Below are 25,408 nucleotides of genomic sequence, written 5' to 3' on the forward strand. Positions count from 1 at the left end.
ATGCCATCATACAGCCATGCGTCGGAAAAATGCAAATTCCGAGGCGAAGGACGCATCGCTTCGTCGGACGCGCATCGGGAAAGCGAAAATGCAGAACAACAATGCGAAAGGAAAAACAAGGGGAAGCGCCAGACCGTGAATGCGCCTGTCGGCGCAAGGGCCGCTCTCGGCGGCAAAAAATGGAGCCCGGGGCAATGCACGGCCCGACGCGGCTACCAGTGTACGGCATGGCGGCCGCATCGCCAAACGCGAGTGTTCGCGCATGGCGGCATCGCGGCCGAAACACCGTCCGCAGACCCCGAAATCCGCGATTCATGGTGTTTTTCCGCCGCTTTCTGCCTCAAAAACGGCGGAAAAACACCATGAATCGCGGATAGCGGGAATGATTGCCCATAAAGCCCCTACTCCAACCGGCCTTCGCGCCAGAGCTTGGCGCCCTTGAGGAAATCCGTCGCCGTACTATGCAACGACTTCGCCGTCCGCGCGAAATGCGTGCCGCCGCTGTTCGCCACGGACTCGCCGAGCTCGGCCGCACGCTCCTGACGGCGTCGTGCCTCGGCCATCAGGCCGGCCGAAATCACCGAGCAGAAGGCGCTCGCACGCTCCAACGCCACGGCGAAGTCGCCGACGAACGCGCCGGAGAGAATCGAATCCGCCGTTCGTGCGATATCCTCCGCGGTCGGCGCCTGATCGACGCCGGCGATGGCGGACGATACGCCCGCGACCGGCTCGCCGACACGCCACAGCCGTGAAATGGATTCGCGGTTGCGATGCATCCACGTGCGCAGCATATACAGTCGCCACAGCACGCCCGGCAGCGAATCCGGGTCGCCCTCGCTCCACAGTTCGGCCACCAGGTCGACGCCTTCGTGCTCGACGAGCGTGAGCACACGTTCCACGACCTGCGGGTCCTGCGTATGGTGCACGCGGTCGAGCAGCGACGCGGCCGTCGTATGGCTGATCTCGCTCAGCCGCTGCGGGTCGACGCCGCCGGCGAGGTGCTCCACCAACGCCGGGTCGAGCTGCGCCGGACGCGTGAACCGTCCGGACGCCGCGAAGCCCGAGCCTGCGGCGCGGACGGAGGAGGAACCGTATGCGGAGGAGTTAGTAGACAATAGGGCTTACCTTCTGAATATCGATGATCTTCGGACCGTTTTCCGAATCAATGATATTAAAGACCACGGCATGTCCGGTCGCCATATACGGCGTTTTCGCCGGAAGCTTCTTCGCCAGCGACTTTCGCGTGCACAGTTCGCGCAGATGGTTGAACACGCCGCCGATGACCGGCCGGTGCATGCACACGGCCGTCGTCTGCCCGGTGCGCAGCGTGATCTCCATCTCGTGATGGATGCAGTCCCAGGCCGAATCGGGGTGATCGGCGAACGCGTCCTCGGTCAGGTCGTCGGCCAGGTTCACCGGCAGGCCGGTCTGCCATGCGAACGTCTGGATGGTGCCGATGCAGCGTCGCCATGGCGAGGTGACGAGCCTGTTGATGCCGAAGCAGGCAATCTCGCGGGTCAGGGCGAACGCGGCGGCCGAGCCGAGCGGCGTCAGCGGCCGGTCGGCGTCGGTGCCGCCCCAGAACTTGCGGCTTTCCGCCTTGCCATGGCGGATGAGCAGGAACATCTTTGAATGCAGGATGCCGTCACGCACCTTGCGGACGAATTCGTCGAGGATGCCGCGGTCGAGCGGGTGCGTGAGCTTGTGCCGCGCGTCCGCCGGGGAGAGCCATTCGACGTTGTCCACCTCGTTGGGGTCGGTGTTGATGGGGCCGAACGCGTAACGGCGCTTCATCGCGGTCTCGGAGTCGATGAGCGAGGCGATCCAGTAGCATACGTGCTTGCGGGGCTTGCGCGGGTCGATGCGATGCATCTTCGCCTTGCCCTCGTCCTCAAGCGGATACTCGATCTCGCCGAGATAGGCGCCGAGCGCCACCGCCAGGCCGGTCTCCTCGCCGATCTCGCGCACGGCCGCGTGCCGATGCGACTCGTTGTTCTCGAGCTTGCCCTTCGGCCAGCTCCAATCGTTGTATTTGGGGCGATGAACCACGCAGAGTTCCAGATGTTCCAGAGCGAGGTCCGCGTCGGCGTTCCCTCCGAGGATCTCCGCATCATCGCGCCAGCGGTACACTATGCCGCCGGCTGCCTCGACGACTGTAGTACTCATGGTCTGTCCTTTGATCGAGTCGATAAAACCTCTCGGTGCGGTCGTGGGCGTCGGTGACGACGCGACCGAGCCGGGCAGCTCCTATCGTAATTCGAAAAATCAACGGTCGATGACCGGCGGATGCCAGCATATGGGACGACGATGATGCGTGAAAGTCGTTTTCCGTGTATTTGGAACGAAAAACGTTGCGGTCACATTACGGGATGACATCCCGAAAATGTGACCGCAACGTTATGAAAATCCTTGCGTCAATCAATTGACGTGAGGATTATGTGCGAATAGGTTTTCGCGGGGCCGTCGGTCGACGGATCAGTTGCCGTGGCGACGACGCGTGTGCTTCTTGATGAGCGCCTCCTGGCTGTCGACCAGCGGCTTACCCTCGGCGTCACGCGAATGACGCACGTAGGTGCCGTCCGGCTGCATGTGCCACGAGCTGGTGGTGTCGGCCATCTGGAAGTCCACGTACTTGATGAGCTCCTCGATCTGCTCCGGCGCGGTGATGCGCACCAGCGCCTCGACTCGACGGTCGAGGTTGCGGTGCATCAGATCGGCGGAGCCGATCCACACCTCGGGGCCGGAGGCCGGGCCCTCGCCGATCTGCGGGCCCGCGGAGTTCGCGAACGCGTAGATGCGGCTGTGCTCGAGGAATCGTCCGAGCACGGAATGCACACGGATGTTCTCGCTCATGCCGGGCACGCCGGGCTTCAGCGCGCAGATGCCACGCTCGACGATGTCGATCTTCACGCCGGCCTGCGAGGCGCGGTACAGCGCGTCGATGGTCTTCTCGTCGACGATGGAGTTGACCTTGATCTTGATCCAGGCCTCCTTGCCGGCGCGTGCCGCGGCCTCCTCGCGCTGGATGCGCTCGATGAGGCCGGTGCGGATGGTGCGCGGGGCGACGAGCAGACGGTGGAAGCTCGACTTCGGGGCGTAGCCGCTCAGCTGGTTGAACAGGCGTGTCAGATCCTGGCCGACGACCGGGTCGCAGGTGAGCAGGCCGAGATCGGTGTACAGGCGGGCGGTCTTCGGGTTGTAGTTGCCCGTGCCCACGTGGCAGTAGCGCTTGAGGCCGTCGGCCTCCTGGCGCACGACGAGGCACAGCTTGCAGTGGGTCTTCAGACCCACGATGCCGTACACCACGTGCACGCCGGCGCGCTCGAGCTTGCGGGCCCAGGCGATGTTGGCGTCCTCGTCGAAGCGGGCCTTGATCTCCACCAGCGCCAGCACCTGCTTGCCCGCGTGCGCGGCGTCGATGAGGGCGTCGATGATCGGCGAGTTCGAGCTGGTGCGGTACAGCGTCTGCTTGATGGCCAGCACCTTCGGGTCGGCGGCGGCCTGCGCGAGGAACGCCTGGAACGATGTGGAGAACGAGTCGTAGGGGTGGTGCAGCAGCACGTCGCGCTCGCGGATGGCGGCGAAGATGTCCTGGGCGCGGCTCGACTCGACCTCGGCGATCTGGCGGTTCGTCGTCGGGATGAACTTCGGGAACTTCAGGTCGGCGCGGTCGATGGCGCCGAGCTCGAAGAGCACCGTCATGTCGAGCGGGGCCGGCAGGCGGTAGACCTCGTCGTCGCTCACGCCGAGCTGGTCGGCGAGCAGGTGCGAGAGGAACGGGCTGGTGGCGTCGGAGATCTCCAGGCGGATCGGCGGTCCGAAGCGGCGGCGCAGCAGCTCCTTCTCCATGGCGTTGAGCAGGTTCTCGGCATCGTCCTCTTCGACGTCGATGTCCTCGTTACGGGTGACGCGGAAGGAGCGGGCCTCCTTGATGATCATGCCCGGGAACAGCGACTCGAGGTGGGCGATGAGCAGGTTCTCCATGGTCACGAAGCCGTAGCGCACGTTGTTGCTCTCGTCCTCGGTCAGGTCGTCGACGGCGACGAGACGGGGCAGGTTGTCGGGGATCTTCACGCGGGCGAAGTGCGACTTGCCGGAGTTCGGGTTCTCCACGATCACGGCGAGGTTCAGCGAGTTGCCGGAGATGTAGGGGAACGGGTGGGCGGGGTCCACGGCCAGCGGGGTCAGCACGGGGAAGACCTGGCGGCGGAAGAACTTGCTCAGGCGCTCCTGCTCGGAGATCGTCAGCTGGCTCCACTTGAGCAGGACGATGTTCTCCTTGGCGAGGTCGGGAAGGATGTGCTCGATGGCGTAGCGTGCGTGCTCGTCCTGCAGGCGGTGGGCCTGCTCGGTGATGGCGCGCAGCTGCTGGCGCGGGCTCAGGCCGCTGGCCGCGGTGACGGCCAGACCGGTGTCGATGCGGCGCTTGAGGCCGGCGACGCGGACCATGAAGAACTCGTCGAGGTTGGAGGCGAAGATCGCCTCGAAGTTCGCGCGTTCAAGGACCGGCAGCGACTCGTCCTGGGCGAGCTCCAGCACTCGCTTGTTGAACTTCAGCCAGCTGAGCTCACGGTCGAAGAAGCGGTCGTCGGGCAGCGGGTCGTAGTGGGGAGCGTTCGGATTGAGGCGGCTCTCTTTCGGAGTCTCCGCAATATGCTCCGCGATCTGACTTTTCAGTATCGCCTTTGAAGGTGCATTGAATATTTGGGCCATGCCTACCACTTTATTATCCATATCGCCGTAATCCGCCCGTAACCCGCCAAAATTCAACGGCAATTCATATTCCTGCCGGATTGCCGCGTCCGCACGGCCTGATTGTGAGCGTGCACGACCGGCGCGCACCCGCCGATGCCGGCCGCGCCCGCCGCGTCGGTGCGTAAATTCCGCGTCTCGTATGCCCGTCGTGGATACTGGAACTATGCATTCGGCAAAACACGGCGAACCCAGTCAGACTTCCATCACTATTCCCGGCGACGGCGTCGTCGATGACCAGGCCACCGGACCGGTCGCCGACGCGGCCGGCGGCCATGATGCCGCTGCGGGGCCGGACGGCCTGCGCGTGGTCGCTGTTCCCCGCGGCACGGTCGTGCTCGCCGCCACGCCCATCGGCAACGTCGGCGACGCCTCGTCGCGGCTGATGGCGCTGATGGAGCAGGCCGACATCGTCGCCGCCGAGGACACGCGTCGTCTCTACGATCTGGCCCGTCGCCTCGGCGTCCATGTGAACGGCCGCGTCGTGGCGTTCCACGACCACAACGAGCGCGGCAAATCCGACGGCCTGCTCGACGAGGTCGAGGCCGGCGCCTGCGTGCTCGTCGTCTCCGACGCCGGCATGCCCACCATCAACGATCCGGGCCTGTCGATCGTGCGCCGCGCCATCGAACGCGGCCTGCCGGTCACCTGCGCGCCCGGTCCCTCCGCCGTGCTCGACGCGCTCGCCCTGTCCGGTCTGCCGACCGACCGCTTCTGCTATGAGGGCTTCATGCCCCGCAAGCACTCCGACCGTGTGCAGCGCCTGCGCGCGCTGCAGTCCGAACGCCGCACCATCGTGTTCTACGAGACCCCGCATCGCATCGCCGACGCGATGGACGACCTGCTGTCCGCGTTCGGCCCGGACCGTGCCATGGCGCTCGCCCGCGAACTCACCAAGGACTACGAGGAGATTCGCCGCGGCTCCATCGCCGAGATCCGGGACGGCGTGATCAACGACCCTCCGCGCGGCGAGATCGTGCTGGTCATCGCCGGCGCCTCCGAGGACGAGGCCCGCGAGAACTCCGCCTCCACGCTGAGCGTGGAGGAGCTCGCCGTGCTCGCCATCGATCGCGCGCTCGAGGACGGCCTGCGCATCAAGGACGCCATCGCCGAAGTGATCGAGGAGCATCCGTTGCCCGACGGCTCGCTTGCCAATCGCAAGCAGGTCTATTCCGCCGTGCTCAAGATTCGGCAGTAGCGCTCGGTTTTCCAGAATCGCCCCTCGGCGCTCGCTTCCGGCGCTCACCCCTCCAATGAGGCGAACAGAACCTCGAATCCGCGTGCGACGCCCGGGCCGCCGACCTGCGAGACGTATTCCAGCAGCTCCGGCGTCGCCGCCGTGTTCGCGATCAGCCACATGCGCAGTTCCGGCGCATGCTCGGCGATATGCCACAGCACGTCCTCGTCGGTGAGCGGGTCGCTGGCCACCTGCGGGGTGAGCCGCAGCGGGGGAGCGGGCGGCTGCAGCCCGCGCCGTCGTCTGGCCGGCGCGTTCATCGTGATGCCTCGTATGGTCTTCAGCCGTTTCGGCATAACCGTGGATTTCGGCGCCCTGCCCGCCGCCCCGGCTGATTCAGCGGCTCGCCGCATGCGTCGTGCTCGTCTCGGCGGGCGGCGGCTTCCGGCGTTCAGCCGGTCGGTCGCCCTGCGGGGTGCGCGTCTCATGACGCGTCGCCATCGTCCGGCGCGCCGTTGGCGTCATGCCTGTCGCCGGTTCTGCATTCATCGGCCGCGCAGCCGTTGATATGGTCCTCCCTCGCCCCCGTTCCCGCCTGCTGGCGTTCGAGTATTCTCGTCAGCGTTTCCACTCCCTCGCCGTGATTCGGCCAACGCTGGTTGTCCCACAGCGTCTGCAGGCACAGCGCCGCGGAGATCGCATAGGCGGCCAGCAGGCGGACGATGGTGCCGTCCACGTTGATGTTCGCCCGCCCGGCCGCATCCATGCAGGCCAGGTCGCAGATGGTGCGCACCGGCGAGGTCACCCGCAGCTTGCCGAGCCTCATCACCTGCTCGGCGGTCGTCTGGCGATGGAACACCCGCACCTGCCGTCCGTAGGCGAGCGCTCGGTAGTGCGAGCCGGATATCAGGTCGATGCGTTCGGGGAACGGTCCTCCCAGCCATATCCATGATGCGAGCAGTCCCGCGGCGATGGAGCCGAACGGCACGATGCAGTCGGCGATCGCCGCCCGGCCGTACAACGTGGCCGAATCCCGCGCCACATAGGCGCTGCCCTCGTCGAGCGACGACAGCATGCCGTCGTCCACCATGCGGTGCAATCCCAGGCTGCCGGGCATGTCGTCGATGAACACGACCGATGGGATGAGCGTGATCAGCGGTTCCGCATATCCCCGTCGTTCGGGGAGCCTCCGCCGTTTGCGTAGGGTCAGCGGGTCGACGATGACCGATTCGGCCGCCGTCGTCGGTCTGGCAGCCGCCGCTGATTCGCCGGTCGCGGCGGCGTGCTCGGGAGTTCCCCGTGCCCCGCCGTCGGCCGGAATCGTGATCGTAGCCGCTGCCGTCGTTGCTGTCTTCGATGGGATATCCATGTTCGCTCCATTCCTCGTTGAACGTGTGTTCTCCCGGCGTATCGCCGCCCCTTGGTTCGAACGCTAGCCGCACCGGCGCGTTTGCGCGACCGCCTTTCGCATAATTGTGGATAAGTGGAATAACCATGTCCCCGCAACGACGCCATGCCACGTTGCCGTAGTCCGGCGCGAGGCGGCCTGATGTCAACGTCCATGCGGATAATCGAGGGTTATGAGTCATATTCTTGTTAACGTTGCCTGGCCGTATGCCAACGGCCCCCGCCATATCGGCCACGTCGCCGGTTTCGGCGTCCCCTCGGATGTCTACGCGCGCTACGAGCGCATGAAGGGCAATGACGTGCTGATGGTCTCCGGCACCGACGAGCACGGCACCCCGATCCTGGTCGAGGCCGAGAAGGAGGGCGTCACCGCCCAGGAGCTCGCCAACCGCTACAACCGCGTCATCGCCAAGGACCTGTGCGACCTCGGTCTGAGCTACGACCTGTTCACCCGCACCACCACCGGCAACCACGAGCACGTGGTCCAGGAGCTGTTCAAGCAGTGCCTGAAGAACGGCTACATCTACAAGGGCACCCAGCAGGTGGCCATCTCGCCGTCCACCGGCCGCACCCTGCCCGACCGCTACATCGAAGGCGAATGCCCGATCTGCCACACCGACGGCGCGCGTGGCGACCAGTGCGACGCCTGCGGCAACGAGCTCGACCCCATCGACCTCATCAACCCCGTCTCCAAGATCAACGGCGAGACCCCGCGCTTCGAGGAGACCGAGCACTTCTTCCTCGACCTGCCGGCGCTCGCCGAGGCCAACCTCGCCTGGCTGAAGACCCGCGAGGGCTGGCGCACCGACGCCATCAAGTTCTCCATCGGCCTGTTCAAGGAGGTCAAGCCGCGCGCCATCACGCGCGACATCGACTGGGGCATCCCCGTGCCGGTGGCCGGCTGGATCGACAACCCGAACAAGAAGCTCTACGTGTGGTTCGACGCCGTGATCGGCTACCTGTCGGCATCCATCGAATGGGCCCGCCGCAAGGGCGACCCCGAGGCCTGGCGCGCCTGGTGGAACGCCCCGGCCACCCCCGGCTACTACTTCATGGGCAAGGACAACATCACCTTCCACTCGCAGATCTGGCCTTCCGAGATGCTCGCCTACAACGGTCAGGGCTCCAAGGGCGGCGAGACCGGCCCGCTCGGCCCGCTGAACCTGCCCGAGCAGGTCGTCGCCTCCCAGTTCATGACCATGGAGGGACGCAAGTTCAGCTCCTCGCGCGGCATCGTCATCTACGTGAAGGACATCCTCGCCCGCTACCCCGTTGACGCCGTGCGCTACTACATCTCCGTGGCCGGTCCGGAATCCTCCGACTCCGACTTCACGTGGGCCGAGTTCGTGCGCCACAACAACGAGGAGCTCGCCGCCGCATGGGGCAACCTCGTCAACCGCGTGGCCAACCTCATCGCCAAGAACTTCGGCGCCATCCCCGCCATCGACGAGGCCAAGCTCACCGACCAGGACCGCGCCCTGCTCGACGAGTCCAAGGCCGCGTTCGACACCGTCGGCAACCTCATCGAGAAGCATCACCAGAAGGCCGCCCTGGCCGAGGCCATGCGCATCGTCGGCGAGATCAACAAGTACATCTCCGCCATCGAGCCGTGGAAGATCAAGGACGACGACGCCCGTCTCGGCACCGTGCTGCACGTCGCCGCGCAGGCCGTCTCCGACGCCAACCACCTGCTCGCCCCGTTCCTGCCGCATTCCGCGCAGAAGGTGTGGGAGGCGCTTGGCGGCAAGGGCACGTTCTCCCCGCTGCCGCGCATCGAGGAGGTCGAGGATCTCGACAAGCCCGGCTTCGAGTACCCGATCATCACCGGCGACTACAAGCTCGGCGTGAACGTGCATCCGTGGAAGAGCGAGCCCATCGAGGTCGGCGCCGAGGTGCCGAAGCCGAAGCCCATCTTCGCGAAGATTCCGAAGGAGGCCGTGCAGGAGGAGCTCGACCGCTTCCAGGCCGAACTCGATGCCCGCCGCGCCAAGGAGGCCGAGCGTCTGGCCGCCGAGAAGGCCAAGCTCGCCGCCGAATCCGAGTGATCCGCAGCCTTGCGTAGGTAATACGGGCCCGAAACCCCGTTATCCGCAATGTGCGGTGTCATCATAAGGTCGTTTTTCGTTGCGAAAACGACCGAAAGGCACCGCATATCGCCGATTTCAGGGGTTTCGGGCCCGTGTTTCACAGTTCCGTCACACATTCTCAGGAAAGATTCAGGTTTTTGCATCGTCTTTCCAAGGAACGGGTGATTATATAAGACATGTCAGCGGACAACACCGCTGGTGAGATTCCCGATCGAATCTGATAACTGAACCCTTCTTCTTCTCTCTTCTCTCTTCTCTCAGCCCGGCGGTCTTCTCTCCCGCCGGGCTTCTTCTTTCTCTCCTTCCTTCCGCCGTCGCGCTCTTCCGCAACATGGCGGTGAAGGCCCCGCATATGCCGTTGGCGGCAGGCATGGCGGCGAACATTACGGATACGCGGATTTTCAGAAAACTCCAAGGTTTTCGCATCGTTGCGCCCAGAAACGGATGGTTATATATAAACCGTCAGCAAGCAATACCGCTGATGAGCCCGCGGGTGGTTCGGCAAAGTCGATTCACCCGGTAAGCGGAACATAATTGAATCAGCATAATTGAACCCTTCTTCTCTCTTCCTTTCTCTGATTACCCGGTGGCCAGTCCCCACCGGGTTTTTCATTTCCCCCGCGCGTTCCCCGTTCCCCGATCCCCGCGTATTTTCGAGGCCCCTGCCATACTGGTAGGCATGGCAAAACACCACCGCAACCGCAACTGGGCACCGGCCCCCGAACCCCTCGCCGAATGGACCATCGACAACCACACGCACGTCAAATCCGTCGTCCCGTTCTCCAAGGCGATGAGCCATGAGGCGGAACTCAAGGGCCAGCCGCCCGTGCCTGTCTACTCCGAGGCCGAGTTGCTCGACATGGCCGCCGCCGTCGGCATCCGTCAGATCATCGACGTCGGCTGCGAATACCCGCATCTTCAGGACGCCATCGATCTCGCCCGCCAGTTCCCCGGCCGGGTCCATGCGGCCATCGCCATCCATCCCAACGAATCCGTGCTCCACGGCCATCGCGGGGCCAAGGGCCCCGACGGCCTCGAACTCAAGTACAAGCCCTGGCACGACATCTCCTTCGACGACGCCATCGCCGAAGTCCATCGCCTCGCCGTCGCATACCCCGATATCGTCGTAGGCATCGGCGAGACCGGCCTCGACTTCTTCCGCACCGGCGACGCCGCCCGTGACTACCAGCGCGAGGCGTTCCGCGCGCACATCGCGCTCGCCAAGGAACTGAACCTGCCCATGCAGATCCACGACCGCGACGCCCACGCCGACTGCATCGACATCCTCCTCAGGGACGGCGCGCCCGACCGGACCGTGTTCCACTCGTTCTCCGGCGACGCCGCGATGGGCGAGATCGCCCGCGAACAGGGATGGTATCTGAGCTTCTCCGGCACCGTGAGCTACAAGGGCAACGAGGGCATCCGCGCCGCGCTCGCCCTCACCCCGCGCGACCACATCCTCGTGGAGACCGACGCCCCGTATCTCACCGCCATGCCGTACCGCGGCCGCACGAACGCACCGTACATGGTGCCGTACACGCTTACCGCCATGGCCGACGTGCTCGATATCCCCGTCAGCGAGATGGCCGCCATCACCCGCGCCAACGCGCAGCGGGTCTATGGCGTGTAAGGGCGTGTAAGCCGGTGTTTTCCATGTGTTGCCTCATTTGTTATCCGATGGATTTACCATTTTTGCGGCGTGGTGGTAGCGTATCTTTCGCTTAGTACACAAGTAGGGATGATGTGAGATCCGCGTACGCGAAAGTGTTGGAGGTTCCACGTTATGGAGGATACCAAATCGTCCTCGGTGGCGAATGCCTCGTTGGAGGGCGTCGAACCGGAGGAATCGGAAGCCGAACAAGCCGCCGGTGCGGCGACGACATCAACTTCCACGGCGAAGCAATCCGAGAAATCCGAGAAATCCGAGAAATCCGAGAAATCCGAGAAATCCGAGAAGGCCAAGGCCACGAAGCCACGGACGAAGTCCAAGGCATCCAAGACCTCGAAAACGAAGACAGGCGCCGTCCAATCCGGCTCCAAGGCCGGTGGCAGGACATCGGCCAGGCCGACGTCCAAAGCCGGCTCCAAGACCGTCAGGTCCGCCAAGGCCGTCGAGAAGACGGCCGTCGATAAAGCCGCCGTCTCCAATCCGTCGTCGAAGGCATCGATGACCGCGGAGGACACCGGCGCCCTACGGCTCAAAGGCATCGTCAAGCCGCCGAGCACATCGCACCACATCGTGCTTCCCGAGGAGCGCGAGGAGGCCGCCCGTGCGAAGAAGGCCGCCAGCAAGGCCGGGCGCAAGGCCGCCAGGATGCCGAAGACCCGTCTCGGCCGCTGGTGGCGGAACTTCCAGTCCGGTCCCGACCGCATATCGTTCGCCATGTGCATCGTGGCGTTGGGCGTGGTCTACGGCGACATTGGCACCTCGCCGCTGTACATGGCCCAGTCGTTCCTCTCGGGGCAGGGCGGCATCCAGTACGCCGACCGCCAGTCCGTGCTCGGCATGCTGTCGCTGCTGTTCTGGTCCATCACGCTGATCACCACCGTCAAATACGTGTTCATCGCCATGCGCATCGACAACAAGGGCGAAGGCGGCATCTTCGCGCTGTTCTCCATGGTGCGGCGATACGGCAAGTGGCTGGCCGTCCCCGCCATGATCGGCGGAGCGGCCTTCCTGGCCGACTCGGTGCTCACGCCGGCCGTGTCCATCTCATCGGCCGTCGAGGGCCTGCATACCATCCCTCAGCTCGACTCGACGTTCGACGGCAACCCGAACCTCACGCTGATGATCACCGTCGTCATCATCGTGCTGCTGTTCGCCATACAGTCCCGCGGCACCGAGCGCATCGGCAAGGTGTTCGGCATCGTCGTCATGGTCTGGTTCTCGTTCCTCGCCGTCGTCGGCGCGGCGAACATCGGCGCGGACTGGAGCGTCTTCGAGGCGCTCAACCCGTGGCCGGGCATCCGTTTCCTGCTGTTCGACCCCGCCAACAAGGCCGGCCTCGCCATCATGGGCACCGTGTTCCTGGCGACCACCGGCGCCGAGGCGCTCTACTCCGACATGGGGCATGTGGGCCGCGGCAACATCTACGCCACATGGCCGTTCATCAAGGTGGCGCTGATCCTCAACTACTTTGGCCAGGGCGCGTGGATGCTGCGCAACCAGGGCAACGAGCGGCTCTACGGCATCCCGAGCCTCAACCCGTTCTTCCAGATGATGACCCCGAGCATCCGCTCCGTGGCCGTCATCCTTTCCGTCGCCGCCGGCGTCATCGCCTCGCAGGCCCTCATCACCGGCGCGTTCACCATGATCTCCGAGGCCACGAGCCTCAACTGGATGCCGCATCTTCAGGTGCGCTACCCGGCCCGCACGCGCGGCCAGCTGTACATCCCCACCGTGAACCTCGTGCTGTGCGTGGCCACGCTCACCGTGCTCGCGCTCTTCCGCGACTCCGAGCACATCACCGCCGCCTACGGCCTGGCGCTCACCGTCACGATGATCACCACCACGATCCTGCTGGCCGCCTACATCTGGTGCGCATGGAAGCGCCGCGTGTTCGCCGTGGTGTTCGCGCTCGCGTTCCTCGCCATCCAGATCTTGTTCTTCCTCGCGTCGATGTCGAAGTTCCTGCATGGCGGCTGGTTCACCATGCTGCTCACGCTGCTCATCCTCGGCATCATGTACACGTGGGACCAGGGCACGAAGGTCGAGCGCTCGCAGCGCCGCCACATGTGGCCCAAGGAGTTCCTGCCCGCGCTCGACGTGCTGCACCGCGACTTCAAGATCCCGTACTACGCCGACAACCTCGTCTATCTGACGTCCGACAACGAGCTGCGGCGTCTCGACACCGACATCTTCTACTCCATCTTCGCGAACCATCCCAAGCGCGCCCGCGCATGGTGGGCGGTGTCGGTGCAGGTGACCGACGACCCGTTCACGCGCGAGTACTCGGTGGAGAACTTCGGCACGAGCTTCCTGTTCCGCGTGCGCATACGCCTGGGGTTCAAGGTCTCCCAGAACGTCGCCACGTATCTGCACCAGATCATGCACGACCTCATCAAGGACGGCACGCTGCCCAGGCAGTCGTCCATCTATCCGAAGGTCGACGCCGATTCCGAGATCGGCACGATCCAGTACGTGCTCGTGCACAAGGCCCTCATGCCGGAGTCGAAGATCACGTCGCGTGGCGCCACGTCGCTTCGCGTGAAGTACGCGATCCGCCATGTGGCGGGCAATCCCGTCAAATGGTTCGGCCTGACGGCGTACAACCCCGTCGTCGAGATCCAGCCGCTGTTCGTCTCCACGCACAAGGTGCCGGCCCTCAAGCGGGTGGCGCTGCGCAAGCCGAAGCGTCCGGTCACGCTGCAGGAGATCCGCGCCGAGCAGCGCGACGAGGAGGAGAACGCCCGCGCCGCCGAGATCTCGGCCCGCGAAAGCCACGAGTATTCGAGGCCGAGCTTCGAGCTGAAACCCGCGTCAAGCGTCGGACGCGGCAAATAGACGCCGGCGCGGCCGGCCGGTCCACGGCCGCGCTATAGACAACGGCTATAACGACATTGGCGATTTGCGGCCGGCAGACGGTATCGTAGGTGTTTATGTGCAGACTGTTGGGATACGCTACCTCGGGTGACAATCAGAGCCTCGACGACGTTTTGACGTCCTCGCAGCTTGAGACGTTCCAGCAGATGGCGATCATCCACAACGACGGATGGGGAGCCGCGCTGATCACCGACCCGTCGGAGCCGGCCGGCATCCAGGACGGCGGCGCGCCCACGCCGTCGGCCAACGTAAGCATCTACAAGTCCACGTCGTCGGCCTACGCCGACCCGGTGTTCCGCTCCATCGAATGCCAGGGCGCCCGCGGCGGCCTGTATCATCTGCGTCTCGCATCGTCGAACCTGCCGCTGATCATGGAGAACCAGCAGCCGTTCTTCGCCGACGGCGTCTCGTTCATCCACAACGGCGACATCAGCGACCTCAACCAGCGCAACATCGTGCGCGCGCCCAGCAAGCCCGTCTCCGAACTCGACATGCTGCGCACCGGCGGCAAAAGCGACTCCGCCGTGTATTTCGCCCTCGTGCTGTCCTACTACCACAAGGGCCTCGAACTGCCGGCGGCGGCCCGCGAGGCCATCGCCGACCTGCGCGGCCTGTGCCCGCGCTCGTCGTACAACTGCATGATCCAGACCGGCGACGAATACATCTGCGTGCATGCGGTGGGCAGCCTCAAGCCCGAAAAGGAGATCGAGGAGCTGTACGCACGCTACGGCCAGGCCGAGCATGCCTCGGACTACCGCCGCATCCGCTACCGCGAGCTCGCGGGCGGCGGCGTGGTGGCAGCCAGCTCCGGATTCGAGCAGCGCGAGCGCGACGGCTGGACGACCCTGCCGAACAACCACATGATCATCGCGTCCAACCGCACCGGCGAATACCGCATCGAGGAGCTGTAGACACCGCCGTTCCTATCGCGCCCTATCGATTATTCGTATAGGCGTTCTCACACGTCGTAGAACGATTTGCAGTACGCTCTACATCATGACGATACGAGCCTTTGATTTCGCTCACCAGAGCACCACGGCCAATCCCAAGCATGTGGAGAGCCTGGTCAAGTTCTTCGAATCCGGCGTCAAGCAGCCGGACCATTACGGCTTCGGCGTGGAGATCGAGCACCTCCCCATCCGCAAGGACACCGGTAAGGCCGTTACCTACGCCGAACCGCACGGCATCCGCAACGTGCTGCAGGCGCTGACGCAGTACTACGATCCCGCCAACGAATACTACGAGGACGGCCACCTGCTCGGCCTCGGCAAGCCCGGCATCTCGGTCTCGCTCGAACCCGGCGGCCAGATCGAATGCTCGCTCGGCGTGCTCAGGCACGCCGACGACCTCGATGCCCTGTACGCCGAGTTCCGTCGCGACCTCGATCCGATCCTCGACAAGTTCGGCATCCGGCTCGTGAACTTCGGCTACCAGCCGGACACCTCGTACAAGGAGATCGAGATCATCCCCAAGCATCGCTACTACGCGATGCAGAAGTACTTCGGCCGCATCGCGCGATTCGGCTTCTGCATGATGCGCGCCTCCGCCTCCACGCAGGTGAGCATCGACTACTTCAGCGAGAAGGACGCCATCGACAAGCTGCGCATCGGCACCGCCATCGGGCCGATCCTTGCATGGTTCTTCCGTAATACGCCGAACTTCGAGAAGGAGCCGAACCCGTATCCGCTGCTGCGCCAGGAGATGTGGGACTGGATCGACCCGCAGCGCACCGGCCAGCTGTGGGGCCTCTACGACGACAACTACGACTGGGAGCACTACGCCGTCGACGTGCTGACCACGCCGGTGTTCATCGCCGACCTCTCGCACACTCCGGAATACACGGGCGACCGTCCGGTGTTCTCCGCGCCGTATGACGACGCCGCCACGCTCTACCCCGACCGCGAGCTCAACCAGGCGGAGATCAACCACATCATCTCCACGCACTTCAATGATGTGCGTCTGAAGAACTTCGTCGAGCTGCGCTCCTGGGACTCGCTGCCGATCGCCCGAGCCCAGCGCCTCACGGAGATTGTGTCGAACCTGTTCTACACGCGAAGCGAGTTCGAGGGCCTGCTCTCGTACTTCGACGGACTGACGAACCTCGACGTGCGCGAGGCCAAGGCCGACCTGCAGGCGCACGGCGCCGACGCCCATCCGTACGGCCAGAGCCTCGACTTCTGGCGTGAGTTCCTCCATGCCGAAGGCACGCTCGACAACGAGCCCGGAGACCCGCTGCGACCCGACTTCTTCCAGGCGTAGGGAACGTTCGGGAACCGCCAAACGACACGGGACGACGAAGGCCGGTACGGGAATCGTACCGGCCTTCGTCATTGTCGATGTCTGATATCAGGCATCGGTTCGCTTTATTAGGTTATTAGGCGATGCCCTCACGCATCAGGCGTCGACGAGCACCATGTGGTACTGCTCGGCCATCTCCTTGAGGCCCTTCGGCTCGCCGTAGATGCCGACGAGGTCGCGCATCTTCTGCTCGTTCTCCTTGCCGAACTTGGCGCAGCGCTTGATGGCCTTCGCGGCGGTCACGAAACGCGGCGGCTCCGACTTGCTGTTGAAGTTGTCGGCGTACATCACCACCTCCTGCTCGAGGTTCTTCGGCGTGTAGTTGGCCGGCGGCAGCGGCAGATGCTGCTCCTCGACCATCTCCTTCGTGATGCCCACGCCCGTGTGGTTGCGGCAGAACTCGGCGATCTCCTCGTCCACGCCCTCGGCCTTGAGCAGGTCGTAGCCGGCCAGACCGTGCAGGATGTAGCGGTCGCGGTCGAAACTCACCGGCTTGCCGTTCGATCCGTCGTTGTCGATCACCGAATACGTGCCGATGTCGTGCAGCAGCGCGCCGACCACGGTCTTGTCGGTGTTCAGCAGACGCGGGGGGATTCGCGTCGTGTACTGGCGGATCACGTCGTCGCCGAGCGTGCAGCGCTGCACGAACAGATTGTTCTGACGGCGGCAGATCTCGCGGGCCATGTTCGCCACGATCATGCAATGACGGTAGACCAGCTCGTACGCCTCCTGCGACGGCGCATACTTGCGATGCAGTTCATCGATCTCATCAAAATTAGGAATCATACTGTCATCTTACGGCCGCGGCGGTCCGCCGACGGCCGTAAAAACCGTGATTCACGGCCAATCATATGTGATGTTCGTCATCATGTTCGTCGTCCGCTGCCGTTCCCCGACGTCGGTCGGCCGTCGTCCGATGCCGCGCCTCGCCGTCCGCCGGCATCGGACGCCTCGCGATATGGGCGATCTTTCAGATTTCTCTCAGGAGTAGCCTAGAAAGGAACAAGCAAACACGCACATACTATGTGCATAGTGATTCGCACGGGGCCGTGGCGCCTTGCGCCCGCCGGCCCCGTCCACCAACAGTTGGACTGGAGAAGTAACGCATGTTCGTTCTCAAGAACGCATGGTCCGCAATGGGCCGCCACAAGGCGCGCACCGCATTGCTGGCTCTTACCGCCATCGCGGTGTCATTCGGTTCGGTGGTCGGCCTCTCGATACTCAACGCCAACACCGTCGCGACCACCACCACTTACAACGACCTGAACCCGGCCGTCACCTTCCGTGCCGACCGTGCCCGCATCATCAAGAAGTACGGCGGCGACATCAGCAAGGTCGACTGGACGAAATACCACCTCTCCTGGGCCCAGTACTCCGACTACGTGCAGCGTTCGGGCGTCTCCATCGCCAACGCCTACTCCGCCGAGACCGCGAAAATCAACATCAACGGCGTGAAGGCCACGAAAAGCGGCGCCACCCTCGCCATGACCGGCTTCTCCGACGCCACGGCCGCCGACGCCGCCATCAACGGCAAGTTCACCATCGTCAGCGGCAAGAACATCTCCTACGCCGAAGACACCGCCGGCACCCTGCTCGTCCCCAAGGCGCTCGCCGACGCCAACAAGCTCAAGGCCGGCGACACCCTGAAGATCGCCAACCCCAAGGACGCCAGCTACACGCAGTCCATGGTCATCACCGGAATCTACGAGAACAAGGAGGACGTCGACGCCGACGTCACCGGCATCGACCCCGACAACACCATCTACGCCAGCGCCTACACGCTGAGCATGCTCGGCCTCGCATCCACCGGCTCCGAATCCACCGAAAACGACCTCGACGTGTCGATGGTATTGAACAGCCCCGCCGACTTCTCGAAGTTCGAGAAGGGCGTGCGCAAGGCCGGTCTGAGCAAGGACTTCATCATCGCATCCGCCACCATCGACGACTACAACGCCAAGATCGAACCGCTGAAGCAGCTGGCCGCCAAGACCAGGCCGGCCGTCATTGCGCTGTTCGTCGCCGGCGCCGTCGTCGCGCTGCTGCTCGTATGGTCGGCCACATCGTCGCGCCTGCGCCTCGAGGACGCCGGATTCCTGCGCGTCATCGGCATATCAAGCGGCCGCGTCGGCTGGCAGTTCGCGCTCGAGGCGATGATGCCGATGCTGCTCGGATGGATCATCGGCACGGTCGCCGGCGCATTCTCCGCGTCGCCGATCTCGAACAGGCTGGCGACCGCGGCCAACGCCGCACCGAGCTCCGACGTCATCTGGACGATGGTGTGGGTCGGACTGGGCACGCTGCTCGCCACCATCATCGTCTGCGAGGTCCGCTCCGCGATGATCCGCCCGCAGTCGATTCTGGCCACACGAATGGAGGAGGCGCGATGAGCGACGACAAGACCATTGACGACAAGATTATTGACGACAAGGCCGATAGCAAGAGCATCGACGACAAGAAGGCCGTGGAGGCCGACGACGCCGTCGCGGCGGCGGATGCGGCCGGTGAGTCGGCCGACGCCGCAACGACGTTCCCGAAGTTCGACATCGTCTACGACGACGCCGTGGAAACGGTGACGTTGACGGGCGCTCCCGATGCGAACGTTCCCGACGTCGACGCCTCCGATGCGGATGACAAGGCCGCCGGCGACGACGCGGACGTCGAGTCCATCGCCGCCGAATCGGCCGCCGCCGGCGTCGCCAAGGCTGCCGAGAAAGCCGCGACGACGGGCGGCACGGAAACCACGGACACCGCCGACACGGATGACATTGCGGCCGAGCGTGACGGCGACGGTTCCGATGAAGCCGAGGCTGTCGAGGCCGAGCATGCGGCCTCGCACATCGACAACGAGCTCGGCACCGGCGGCGACTTCGCATTCCGCAGCTACCCGGTGCTGGCGCTCAAACACGCCTCCTACGCCCCCGATTCCAAGGGCGGCGACGTGATCCACGACGCCAACATGGAATTCCACGCCCGTCGACTCTACGCCATCTGGGCGCAGTCGGACGCCGAGCATGTGGCCATCGGCGGCCTGCTTTCCGGACTGATGGCCCCGACCTCGGGCAAGGTGATGTTCAAAAGCCAGGAGCTCAACGAACTGACGCCCGCCGAATACCGCGGCCACTTCATGGGACTCATCCCGCAGCGGTACGCGCTTCGGCCAGACCTGAGCGCCGTGCAGAACCTCGTGCTCACCATGGAGGCGTCGGGCCGCAACTTCCTCAAGGCCAAGCCGATTCTCGCCGCCGAAATGCTGGAGACCGTCGGCTTCCCCGAAGAGAAGAACGACAAGCCCGTGCGCGACCTGCTCGAAGTGGAACGCCGCAAGGCGGCCATCGCCCGCGCGTTGATCTGCGAGGCCAACGTGATCATCATCGACGAACCGACAGGACAGCTGGGCGAACAGGCCGGCCACGAGATCATGAAGCTGCTGCGCCGGCTGCCGAAGCGCGACGACCACTGCGTCATCATCGTCACCGGCGACAAGGCGCTCGCCGAATCGGCCGACCATATGTTCGCGCTGTAGAGGGTGGCGCCTGCGCCGGCCGACATTGCCAGCTGATCGCATGGTCCGATTGCGCAGCCTGATTTGGATTGCAAACGATGCCGTCCGGCCTCCGCTGGTTCGGGCGGCATCGTAGTATGTCAGGTGGAGGTGGAGCATGACCGAACATAACCATGCGCATACGGCGGGCGACGTGAACGACCCGCGTCATTCGCGGCGACTCATCGCCACACTCGGCCTGACCGGCACGGTGTTCGTCGCCGAGGTCATCGGCGCCGTGCTCACCGGCAGTCTGGCGCTGCTCGTCGACGCCGGCCACATGCTCACCGATATCTCGGTGCTCACGGCATCGACCGTCACCGCCATCCTCATCCGCCGCAAGCCCAACGCCGAACGCACCTGGGGATGGGCGCGGCTCGAGGTCATCACCGCCGCCGGCGGCGCCATCGCCCTGCTGTTCGTCGGCCTGTATGCGCTGGTCGAGGCGATAAGCCGACTGTTCAACGGCGGCGAGGAGGTGCAGGATCCGGCGCTGCTGCTGTTCTTCGGCATCCTCGGTCTGGCCGCGAACCTCGGTTCGCTGGCCATCCTCATGACCGACCGCGCGGCCAACCTGAACATGAAGGCCGCGTTCCTCGAAGTGGCCAACGACGCGCTCGGCTCGGTGGCCGTCGTCATCTCCGCAGTGCTCGTCATGACGACCGGCTGGAACAACTTCGACTCCGTGGCCGGACTCGTCATCGCCGTGCTGATGATTCCGCGCGCCGGCAAGCTCCTGCATTCCAGCATGCGCGTGCTGCTGGAGGAGACGCCGGAAGGCCTCGACCTCACCGAGGTGCGCGAGCATCTGGAGAACGTCAGTCATGTGGTGGAGGTGCACGACCTGCACGCCAACACCGTGGCCACCGGCATGCCGACGCTGAGCGCCCACGTGGTGGTAGACGCCGACACCATCCGCGACTACGAGGGCATCCTCACCGCGCTGCAGACCTGCGTGCGCGACCATTTCCCCGTCTCCGTGGAACACTCCACGTTCCAGATCGAGCCCGAGGGATACAAGAACATACGAGACGGGGTGTTCCATAAGTAGGCGTTCCATACGTAAAGAAATGTGGCGGTTCCAAGGGCTCTTAGAATCGTTTTAAGCTTGCGGTTGTACCATATGACCCTGTATGTGCGGTGAGACCGCACGCCAAGCCACGAGGTCAAACGAGTACGTGAGGTCCATTTATGTCGACAACTCCCCGTCATAGCACTCCCAAAGGCCACCGGAGTCTGCGGAAGAAGTCGATGCCCAAGCGCGTGGCGCTCAGCGTCGTCATGGTGTTCCTCGGGTTCATCCTCGCCGTCGCCGGCGTCTACGGCGTCTCGGCGCTCAAGATGTACCACGAGGCCAACCGCATGATGACCGCCGCCGAAAACCTCGCCAACGCCGCGCTGGGGTGCGGAGGGAAATCCAGCATCAGCGACTCGTCGAAGGAGCTTGTCGATTCCACCCGTAACCTGCGTGACGAACTTGATACCCCCAAGTGGACGTTCGTCCGCGACCACACATCGTATGGCAATGACATCACGGCGGCTCGGACCATGCTCGATTCGATGGGCACCCTCGTCAACGGCCCCTTCTCCGACCTCATGAATCTTTCCGACCGTCTCTCCGGATTCTCGATGGACGGCGACAACAAGACCGTCGACGCCACGGCGCTGATGGATATGCCGAAGATCTTCGCCAAGGCGCATAAGGACATCGCCTCCGAGGTCAAGAACCTGCAGTCCGTGCCCACGCCGAAGATCGGCAAGGTGGCACAGGCGGTGTCGATGGAGACCACGGCGTTGCAGTCCGTCGACAAGATCCTCAACGAGTATCAGGATATGGCCGATACCATGCCCGAACTGCTCGGCGAAGGCCAGGCCCGCACCTATCTGGTTCTCGTCTACAATCCCGCCGAGATTCGTTCGGCCGGCGGCATGGTCGGCACCGTGGCCGAGGTGACCGCCGACAACGGCAAGGTCACGATCGGCGACTTCAATTCGACCATCGACTATGACCACAACGTGGAGGCGTTCGACGAGGCGAACAAACAGGAAGCCCGTATGTTCGGCACGCAGATCTATGCCTACGCGCAGATGACCACGCAGAATCCCGACTACACGCGCGTCGCCGTTACGAACATGAATCTGTGGAAGAAGCAGAAGGGCAACGCCAATAAGAACGTGGCCGGCGTGATCGCCATCGATCCGGTGTTCCTGCAGTCGATGCTTGGCGCCACCGGTTCGGTGAAGCTGTCCGGCGGCAAGACGCTCGATGGCACGTCCACCGTGAAGTTCTTCCTCAAGGATCTGTATCTCGAGCATCCGAAGTTCGAGGAGCAGAACAAGTACGTGAACGATGCGTCGAAGCAGATCATGTCGCATGTGTTCTCGAACATCAACACATCCACGGCTTCGGGCATGCTCAAGGCCGTGCGCGACACCAGCTCCAACGGGCATTTCAAACTATGGATGAAGGACAACGCCGAGCAGAAGGCGCTCGTGCAGACCGGCATCATCAACGAGGCCGCATCCGGCAAGCTCTCCGAAGACAAGACCACTCCTGAAAGCGGCGTGTGGCTCAACGAATACCAGGCCAGTAAGCTCAGTTGGTATCTGAAGACCACCACCACGGTGAAGAAGACCTGCGACCTCAACAATCTCGCATCGAACAGCGACCGGCTGAGCGATAAGCTCAAGTCCTCGCCCGTTGCCACCGGCTCCGATGAGATCGACGACAGCACCATGGGCGACGAGTACACGGTGACGTTCACCATGAAGAACACGCTCACCGATGCACAGGTGAAATCGTTGCCCAAGTTCGTCACCGGCAGCAAGATCCCTGGTGGCATGGAGCTCAAGATGTATCTGACGGCTCCCTATGGCGGCGAAATCACCTCGGTCGCCGTGGACGACGCCGATATGCAGGGCAACATGACCATCGACAACCGTCAGATGATCGGCCTGCGTTTCAACACGTTGGAGGCCGGCGAGGAGAACACGGTCTCGTACACCGTGCGCGTGCCGCGTGAGTCCAAGAAGGCGTTGAACGTCGTGACCACGCCGGTCATCAACGACGACGGCATTTCGACCGGTTCCGGCGGCAAGGTGGAGAACACCTGTGCGGCTTCGAACCAGTCTCAGTCGTCGGGTTCCGAATCGCAGCAGGGGGGCTCGGCGTCCTCGTCTTCGTCGGCTTCGGCAGGTTCAGAGACCTCTTCCGGCAAGAGCTCGTCATCAGCTTCGTCGGGTGCTTCCGGTTCCGGTACTGCGTCGAATTCGACTTCGAATACGGCGGCCGACGATCCGTTGGGCTCCATCAATGATCTCAAGAGCCGTCTGACCTGTCCGATTGATATCAAATCGATTGCATTGGGCTGACGCCGGAACGTTCAGTACGTAATCGTTCCGATAGGGCAGTTTAGACTGGGCATTGGTTGTTCATCCATATGACGAAGGGGCGATTATGTCTGCCATTGCCGACGCAAAAGTGCTGATCATCACGCAGAACTGGGGTATCGAGGAGACGGAGATGACGAGGCCGCTGCGCGAACTGCGCGAGGCCGGCGCGTCCGTGACGTTGGCCGCGCTGGCCGCCGACCCGGTGGAGACCGTGCAGCACGACCGTTTCGAGGGCGAGACCGTGGCGCCGGACACCACGTATGATGCGGTTTCCGCCGATGACTACGACCTGCTCGTCGTGCCCGGCGGCACCACCAACGTGGACCGTCTGCGCGTGAACCCGGCCGCGATCGCGTTGGCCAAGGCGTTCGCCGCCGCCGGCAAGCCGATCGCCGCGATCTGCCATGGTCCGTGGCTGCTGGTGAACGCCGAGCTGCTGACCGGCAAGACGCTGACCAGCTGCCGTTACATCGCGGCCGACATCGAGAACGCCGGCGGCAGGCACGTCGACGAGGAAGTGCATGTGGACGACGCCAACGGCTGGCGACTGATCACCTCGCGCAAGCCCGACGACCTGGACGCGTTCATCGGCGCCATCAAGCAGACGCTGGGGGAGTAGCGCAGGTCTTTGCAACGAGCAGGAATCGAACGGGATCTTCCGTTCCTGTTCGTTGCTGTAATCAGAACGTATGGGAACCGAGTCACATGTACGGTTCCCGTTGGTTGCTGTGTCTACAACGAACAAGAACCGAGCGGCTGTTACGGTTCCTATTCGTTGCGTATCGTGCATCGAACAGGAACCGCAGCCCTACCTCTTCCAACCGGGGCGGCCGTTGCGTACGGCCCGCGTGCAGACCGACGAACCGCCGATTGGCTTGAGCCCAACGCCGGCCGACGTGCCCGCGGCCGTCAGCTGCGCTTCGGTGAGCATCTCCAAACGCAGCGCCGAGTCGGCCAGTCGCGCCAGGTCGGAGCCGAGCCACCAGCTGATGAGGATGAGCACATGGCCCGCCATACCGCGCGTGAATCCGGCGACTGCCAGCGCGTTGCCGGGCAGTCGGTTGACGATGCCCGTCAGCAGGTCACGCATGGCGCGGATGCGGGCGAAGTCGGGGCGAGCCCGCACTTCGGCGATAAGCTCCACTGCGGTGTCGAGCAACTCGGCGAGTTGTCCGGCCTCGTCGGCGCCGCTGTAATCGAGGTCTTCGACGACGTAACGCAGCTGGCGGTCCTGTTCGGTTTTGTTGCCGTCGGGCTTCGTGCGCTCCACCTCGTCGACGATGAACGCGGCGATGAGCGCTAGCCCGGCGGGGGAGGCGATGGCGTCGATGAGCAGCTGCAGATCTCGGCCAACGGCACCGCCGAACACGGCATCGGTGTTGCCGTCGTCGATGATGTTCTGCATCAGCCGGCGGTATGAACGCCATACGTCGTAACGGGTGTCGGAAGAGGCGGCGAGCTGCGGCAGCCGCAGCGCGGTGTGTACCTGGTGCGGTGCGAAGCGGTTCGCCTGACGGTTGAGATACAGCCGGAGCTGCATGGCCTGATGAGCGGTGTCACCAGTCAATGCGAATGCCGGCAGCGTTACGCAGCGGTCCGCGAACGTCGCCACGGTTGCGGCATCGTAGTCGCGGAGTCCGCGAATACGTCCGCGCTTGTCGGGCTGGGGATATTCCCAGCGGGAGCGGACGATGCCGTTCATTCCCACGGTGGTTTTGAGATATGCGGTGCGATTGTCGGTGATGACGAGGCCCACACCCGTGTCGGCCACGTCGATGGTACGGGAACTGGCCCGCAGCAGTTCGGAGAGGGAAGAGAGATTGATATCGGTCGTTCGGATATCATTCATCGGCATGAATGCGATACTCCATTCGTTCGTTATCGGTTATTACTGCCCAGATGCCGTGAAATCAGCGTGGATACACTAATCCCTTGGTACCTGGTGACCGTAAAAACGAACGATTATTCGCGGAGAAATTCATCGCATAAATCCAGACGATACCACAACTGTGATGGGGGCGCGCTGAAATACGAAAAAAGGTTCCAGCCGAAGCTGGAACCTTAGTGGCGGAGGATACGAGACCCCAACCTTCAGGCCGGCTCCGCCTTACTGCCGCTTGGGGTTTGCAGGATTCGCGCGTTCGCCGTACCACCTCCGCTACCACGTCCGCGGCGTGTCGTGGCGGGTCTTCGCGGCGCTGTCTGACGCG

The 25,408-nt window shown here is 63.9% G+C and carries 19 protein-coding genes; 12 read left to right on the forward strand and 7 right to left on the reverse strand.

Annotated features, from left to right (window positions below; translation table 11 throughout):
- On the forward strand, positions 1-366 hold the full coding sequence (locus GFD18_RS04815; protein WP_163198548.1) for a hypothetical protein: 366 nt from the start codon (positions 1-3) through the stop codon (positions 364-366).
- A gap of 35 nt (positions 367-401) precedes the next feature.
- Here the strand turns inward: GFD18_RS04815 and GFD18_RS04820 are convergent, their stop codons facing one another.
- The 3 genes from GFD18_RS04820 to GFD18_RS04830 form a co-directional block, all read right to left on the reverse strand.
- Positions 402-1,115: a thymidine phosphorylase gene (locus GFD18_RS04820; protein ID WP_163198545.1), complete on the reverse strand. Its 714-nt coding sequence runs from the start codon at positions 1,113-1,115 to the stop codon at positions 402-404.
- A complete protein-coding gene (locus GFD18_RS04825) occupies positions 1,105-2,166 on the reverse strand; it encodes an NUDIX hydrolase (protein ID WP_163198542.1) in 1,062 nt (353 codons plus the stop codon). The genes GFD18_RS04820 and GFD18_RS04825 overlap by 11 nt, the downstream gene beginning before the upstream one ends.
- Before the next feature lie 309 nt (positions 2,167-2,475).
- Positions 2,476-4,713: an RNA degradosome polyphosphate kinase gene (locus tag GFD18_RS04830; protein WP_163198539.1), complete on the reverse strand. Its 2,238-nt coding sequence runs from the start codon at positions 4,711-4,713 to the stop codon at positions 2,476-2,478.
- Between the two features lie 205 nt (positions 4,714-4,918).
- Here GFD18_RS04830 and rsmI point away from each other — a divergent pair, with 205 nt between their 5' ends.
- Complete coding sequence (gene rsmI, locus GFD18_RS04835) at positions 4,919-5,950, forward strand: 16S rRNA (cytidine(1402)-2'-O)-methyltransferase (protein ID WP_163198536.1); 1,032 nt, start codon at positions 4,919-4,921, stop codon at positions 5,948-5,950.
- A gap of 44 nt (positions 5,951-5,994) precedes the next feature.
- Here rsmI and GFD18_RS10945 read toward each other — a convergent pair whose 3' ends face one another.
- Together GFD18_RS10945 and GFD18_RS04845 are read right to left on the reverse strand one after the other, a co-directional pair.
- Entirely contained in the window at positions 5,995-6,285 is a 291-nt protein-coding gene (locus GFD18_RS10945; RefSeq protein WP_404801606.1) for a variant leucine-rich repeat-containing protein, read from the reverse strand.
- A gap of 128 nt (positions 6,286-6,413) precedes the next feature.
- A complete protein-coding gene (locus tag GFD18_RS04845; RefSeq protein WP_163198533.1) occupies positions 6,414-7,298 on the reverse strand; it encodes a hypothetical protein in 885 nt (294 codons plus the stop codon).
- Positions 7,299-7,509: 211 nt separating this feature from the next.
- Between GFD18_RS04845 and metG the strand changes: the two genes are divergently transcribed.
- The 5 genes from metG to GFD18_RS04870 all read left to right on the forward strand — a co-directional run bounded on the left by metG (position 7,510) and on the right by GFD18_RS04870 (position 16,225).
- The gene (gene metG / locus GFD18_RS04850; RefSeq protein WP_163198530.1) at positions 7,510-9,381 is read left to right on the forward strand and encodes a methionine--tRNA ligase; all 1,872 of its coding nucleotides are present in this window, start codon (positions 7,510-7,512) and stop codon (positions 9,379-9,381) included.
- A 721-nt stretch (positions 9,382-10,102) separates the two neighbouring features.
- Positions 10,103-11,053: a TatD family hydrolase gene (locus GFD18_RS04855; RefSeq protein WP_163198527.1), complete on the forward strand. Its 951-nt coding sequence runs from the start codon at positions 10,103-10,105 to the stop codon at positions 11,051-11,053.
- 537 nt (positions 11,054-11,590) lie between these two features.
- Positions 11,591-13,927, forward strand: coding sequence for a KUP/HAK/KT family potassium transporter (locus tag GFD18_RS04860; RefSeq protein WP_163198960.1), 2,337 nt, complete (start codon positions 11,591-11,593; stop codon positions 13,925-13,927).
- Between the two features lie 95 nt (positions 13,928-14,022).
- Positions 14,023-14,877 (forward strand): class II glutamine amidotransferase, encoded by an 855-nt coding sequence (locus GFD18_RS04865; protein ID WP_163198524.1) that lies wholly within the window; start codon positions 14,023-14,025, stop codon positions 14,875-14,877.
- Between the two features lie 85 nt (positions 14,878-14,962).
- Positions 14,963-16,225, forward strand: coding sequence for a glutamate-cysteine ligase family protein (locus tag GFD18_RS04870; RefSeq protein WP_163198522.1), 1,263 nt, complete (start codon positions 14,963-14,965; stop codon positions 16,223-16,225).
- A 135-nt stretch (positions 16,226-16,360) separates the two neighbouring features.
- Here GFD18_RS04870 and GFD18_RS04875 read toward each other — a convergent pair whose 3' ends face one another.
- Complete coding sequence (locus GFD18_RS04875; RefSeq protein ID WP_163198520.1) at positions 16,361-17,050, reverse strand: HD domain-containing protein; 690 nt, start codon at positions 17,048-17,050, stop codon at positions 16,361-16,363.
- A 320-nt stretch (positions 17,051-17,370) separates the two neighbouring features.
- On the opposite strand from GFD18_RS04875, the gene GFD18_RS04880 reads away from it, so the two are divergent.
- From GFD18_RS04880 to GFD18_RS04900, 5 genes are all read left to right on the forward strand, one after another.
- Positions 17,371-18,651 carry an FtsX-like permease family protein gene (locus GFD18_RS04880; protein WP_163198518.1) on the forward strand — a complete coding sequence of 427 codons (1,281 nt, stop codon included), beginning with the start codon at positions 17,371-17,373 and terminating at the stop codon, positions 18,649-18,651.
- Positions 18,648-19,787, forward strand: coding sequence for an ATP-binding cassette domain-containing protein (locus GFD18_RS04885; RefSeq protein WP_163198516.1), 1,140 nt, complete (start codon positions 18,648-18,650; stop codon positions 19,785-19,787). Before GFD18_RS04880 ends, GFD18_RS04885 begins: the two co-directional genes overlap by 4 nt.
- Positions 19,788-19,923: 136 nt before the next feature.
- Positions 19,924-20,856 carry a cation diffusion facilitator family transporter gene (locus tag GFD18_RS04890; RefSeq protein ID WP_163198514.1) on the forward strand — a complete coding sequence of 311 codons (933 nt, stop codon included), beginning with the start codon at positions 19,924-19,926 and terminating at the stop codon, positions 20,854-20,856.
- Positions 20,857-21,056: 200 nt separating this feature from the next.
- On the forward strand, positions 21,057-23,177 hold the full coding sequence (locus tag GFD18_RS04895; protein WP_225432896.1) for a DUF4012 domain-containing protein: 2,121 nt from the start codon (positions 21,057-21,059) through the stop codon (positions 23,175-23,177).
- Positions 23,178-23,262: 85 nt separating this feature from the next.
- Positions 23,263-23,817: a DJ-1/PfpI/YhbO family deglycase/protease gene (locus GFD18_RS04900; protein WP_163198509.1), complete on the forward strand. Its 555-nt coding sequence runs from the start codon at positions 23,263-23,265 to the stop codon at positions 23,815-23,817.
- A 189-nt stretch (positions 23,818-24,006) separates the two neighbouring features.
- Here GFD18_RS04900 and GFD18_RS04905 read toward each other — a convergent pair whose 3' ends face one another.
- Positions 24,007-25,053: a hypothetical protein gene (locus GFD18_RS04905; protein WP_163198506.1), complete on the reverse strand. Its 1,047-nt coding sequence runs from the start codon at positions 25,051-25,053 to the stop codon at positions 24,007-24,009.
- Positions 25,054-25,408 lie beyond the last annotated feature (355 nt).

It is taken from the genome of Bifidobacterium saimiriisciurei (assembly GCF_010667655.1).
Lineage (GTDB): Bacteria > Actinomycetota > Actinomycetes > Actinomycetales > Bifidobacteriaceae > Galliscardovia > Galliscardovia saimiriisciurei.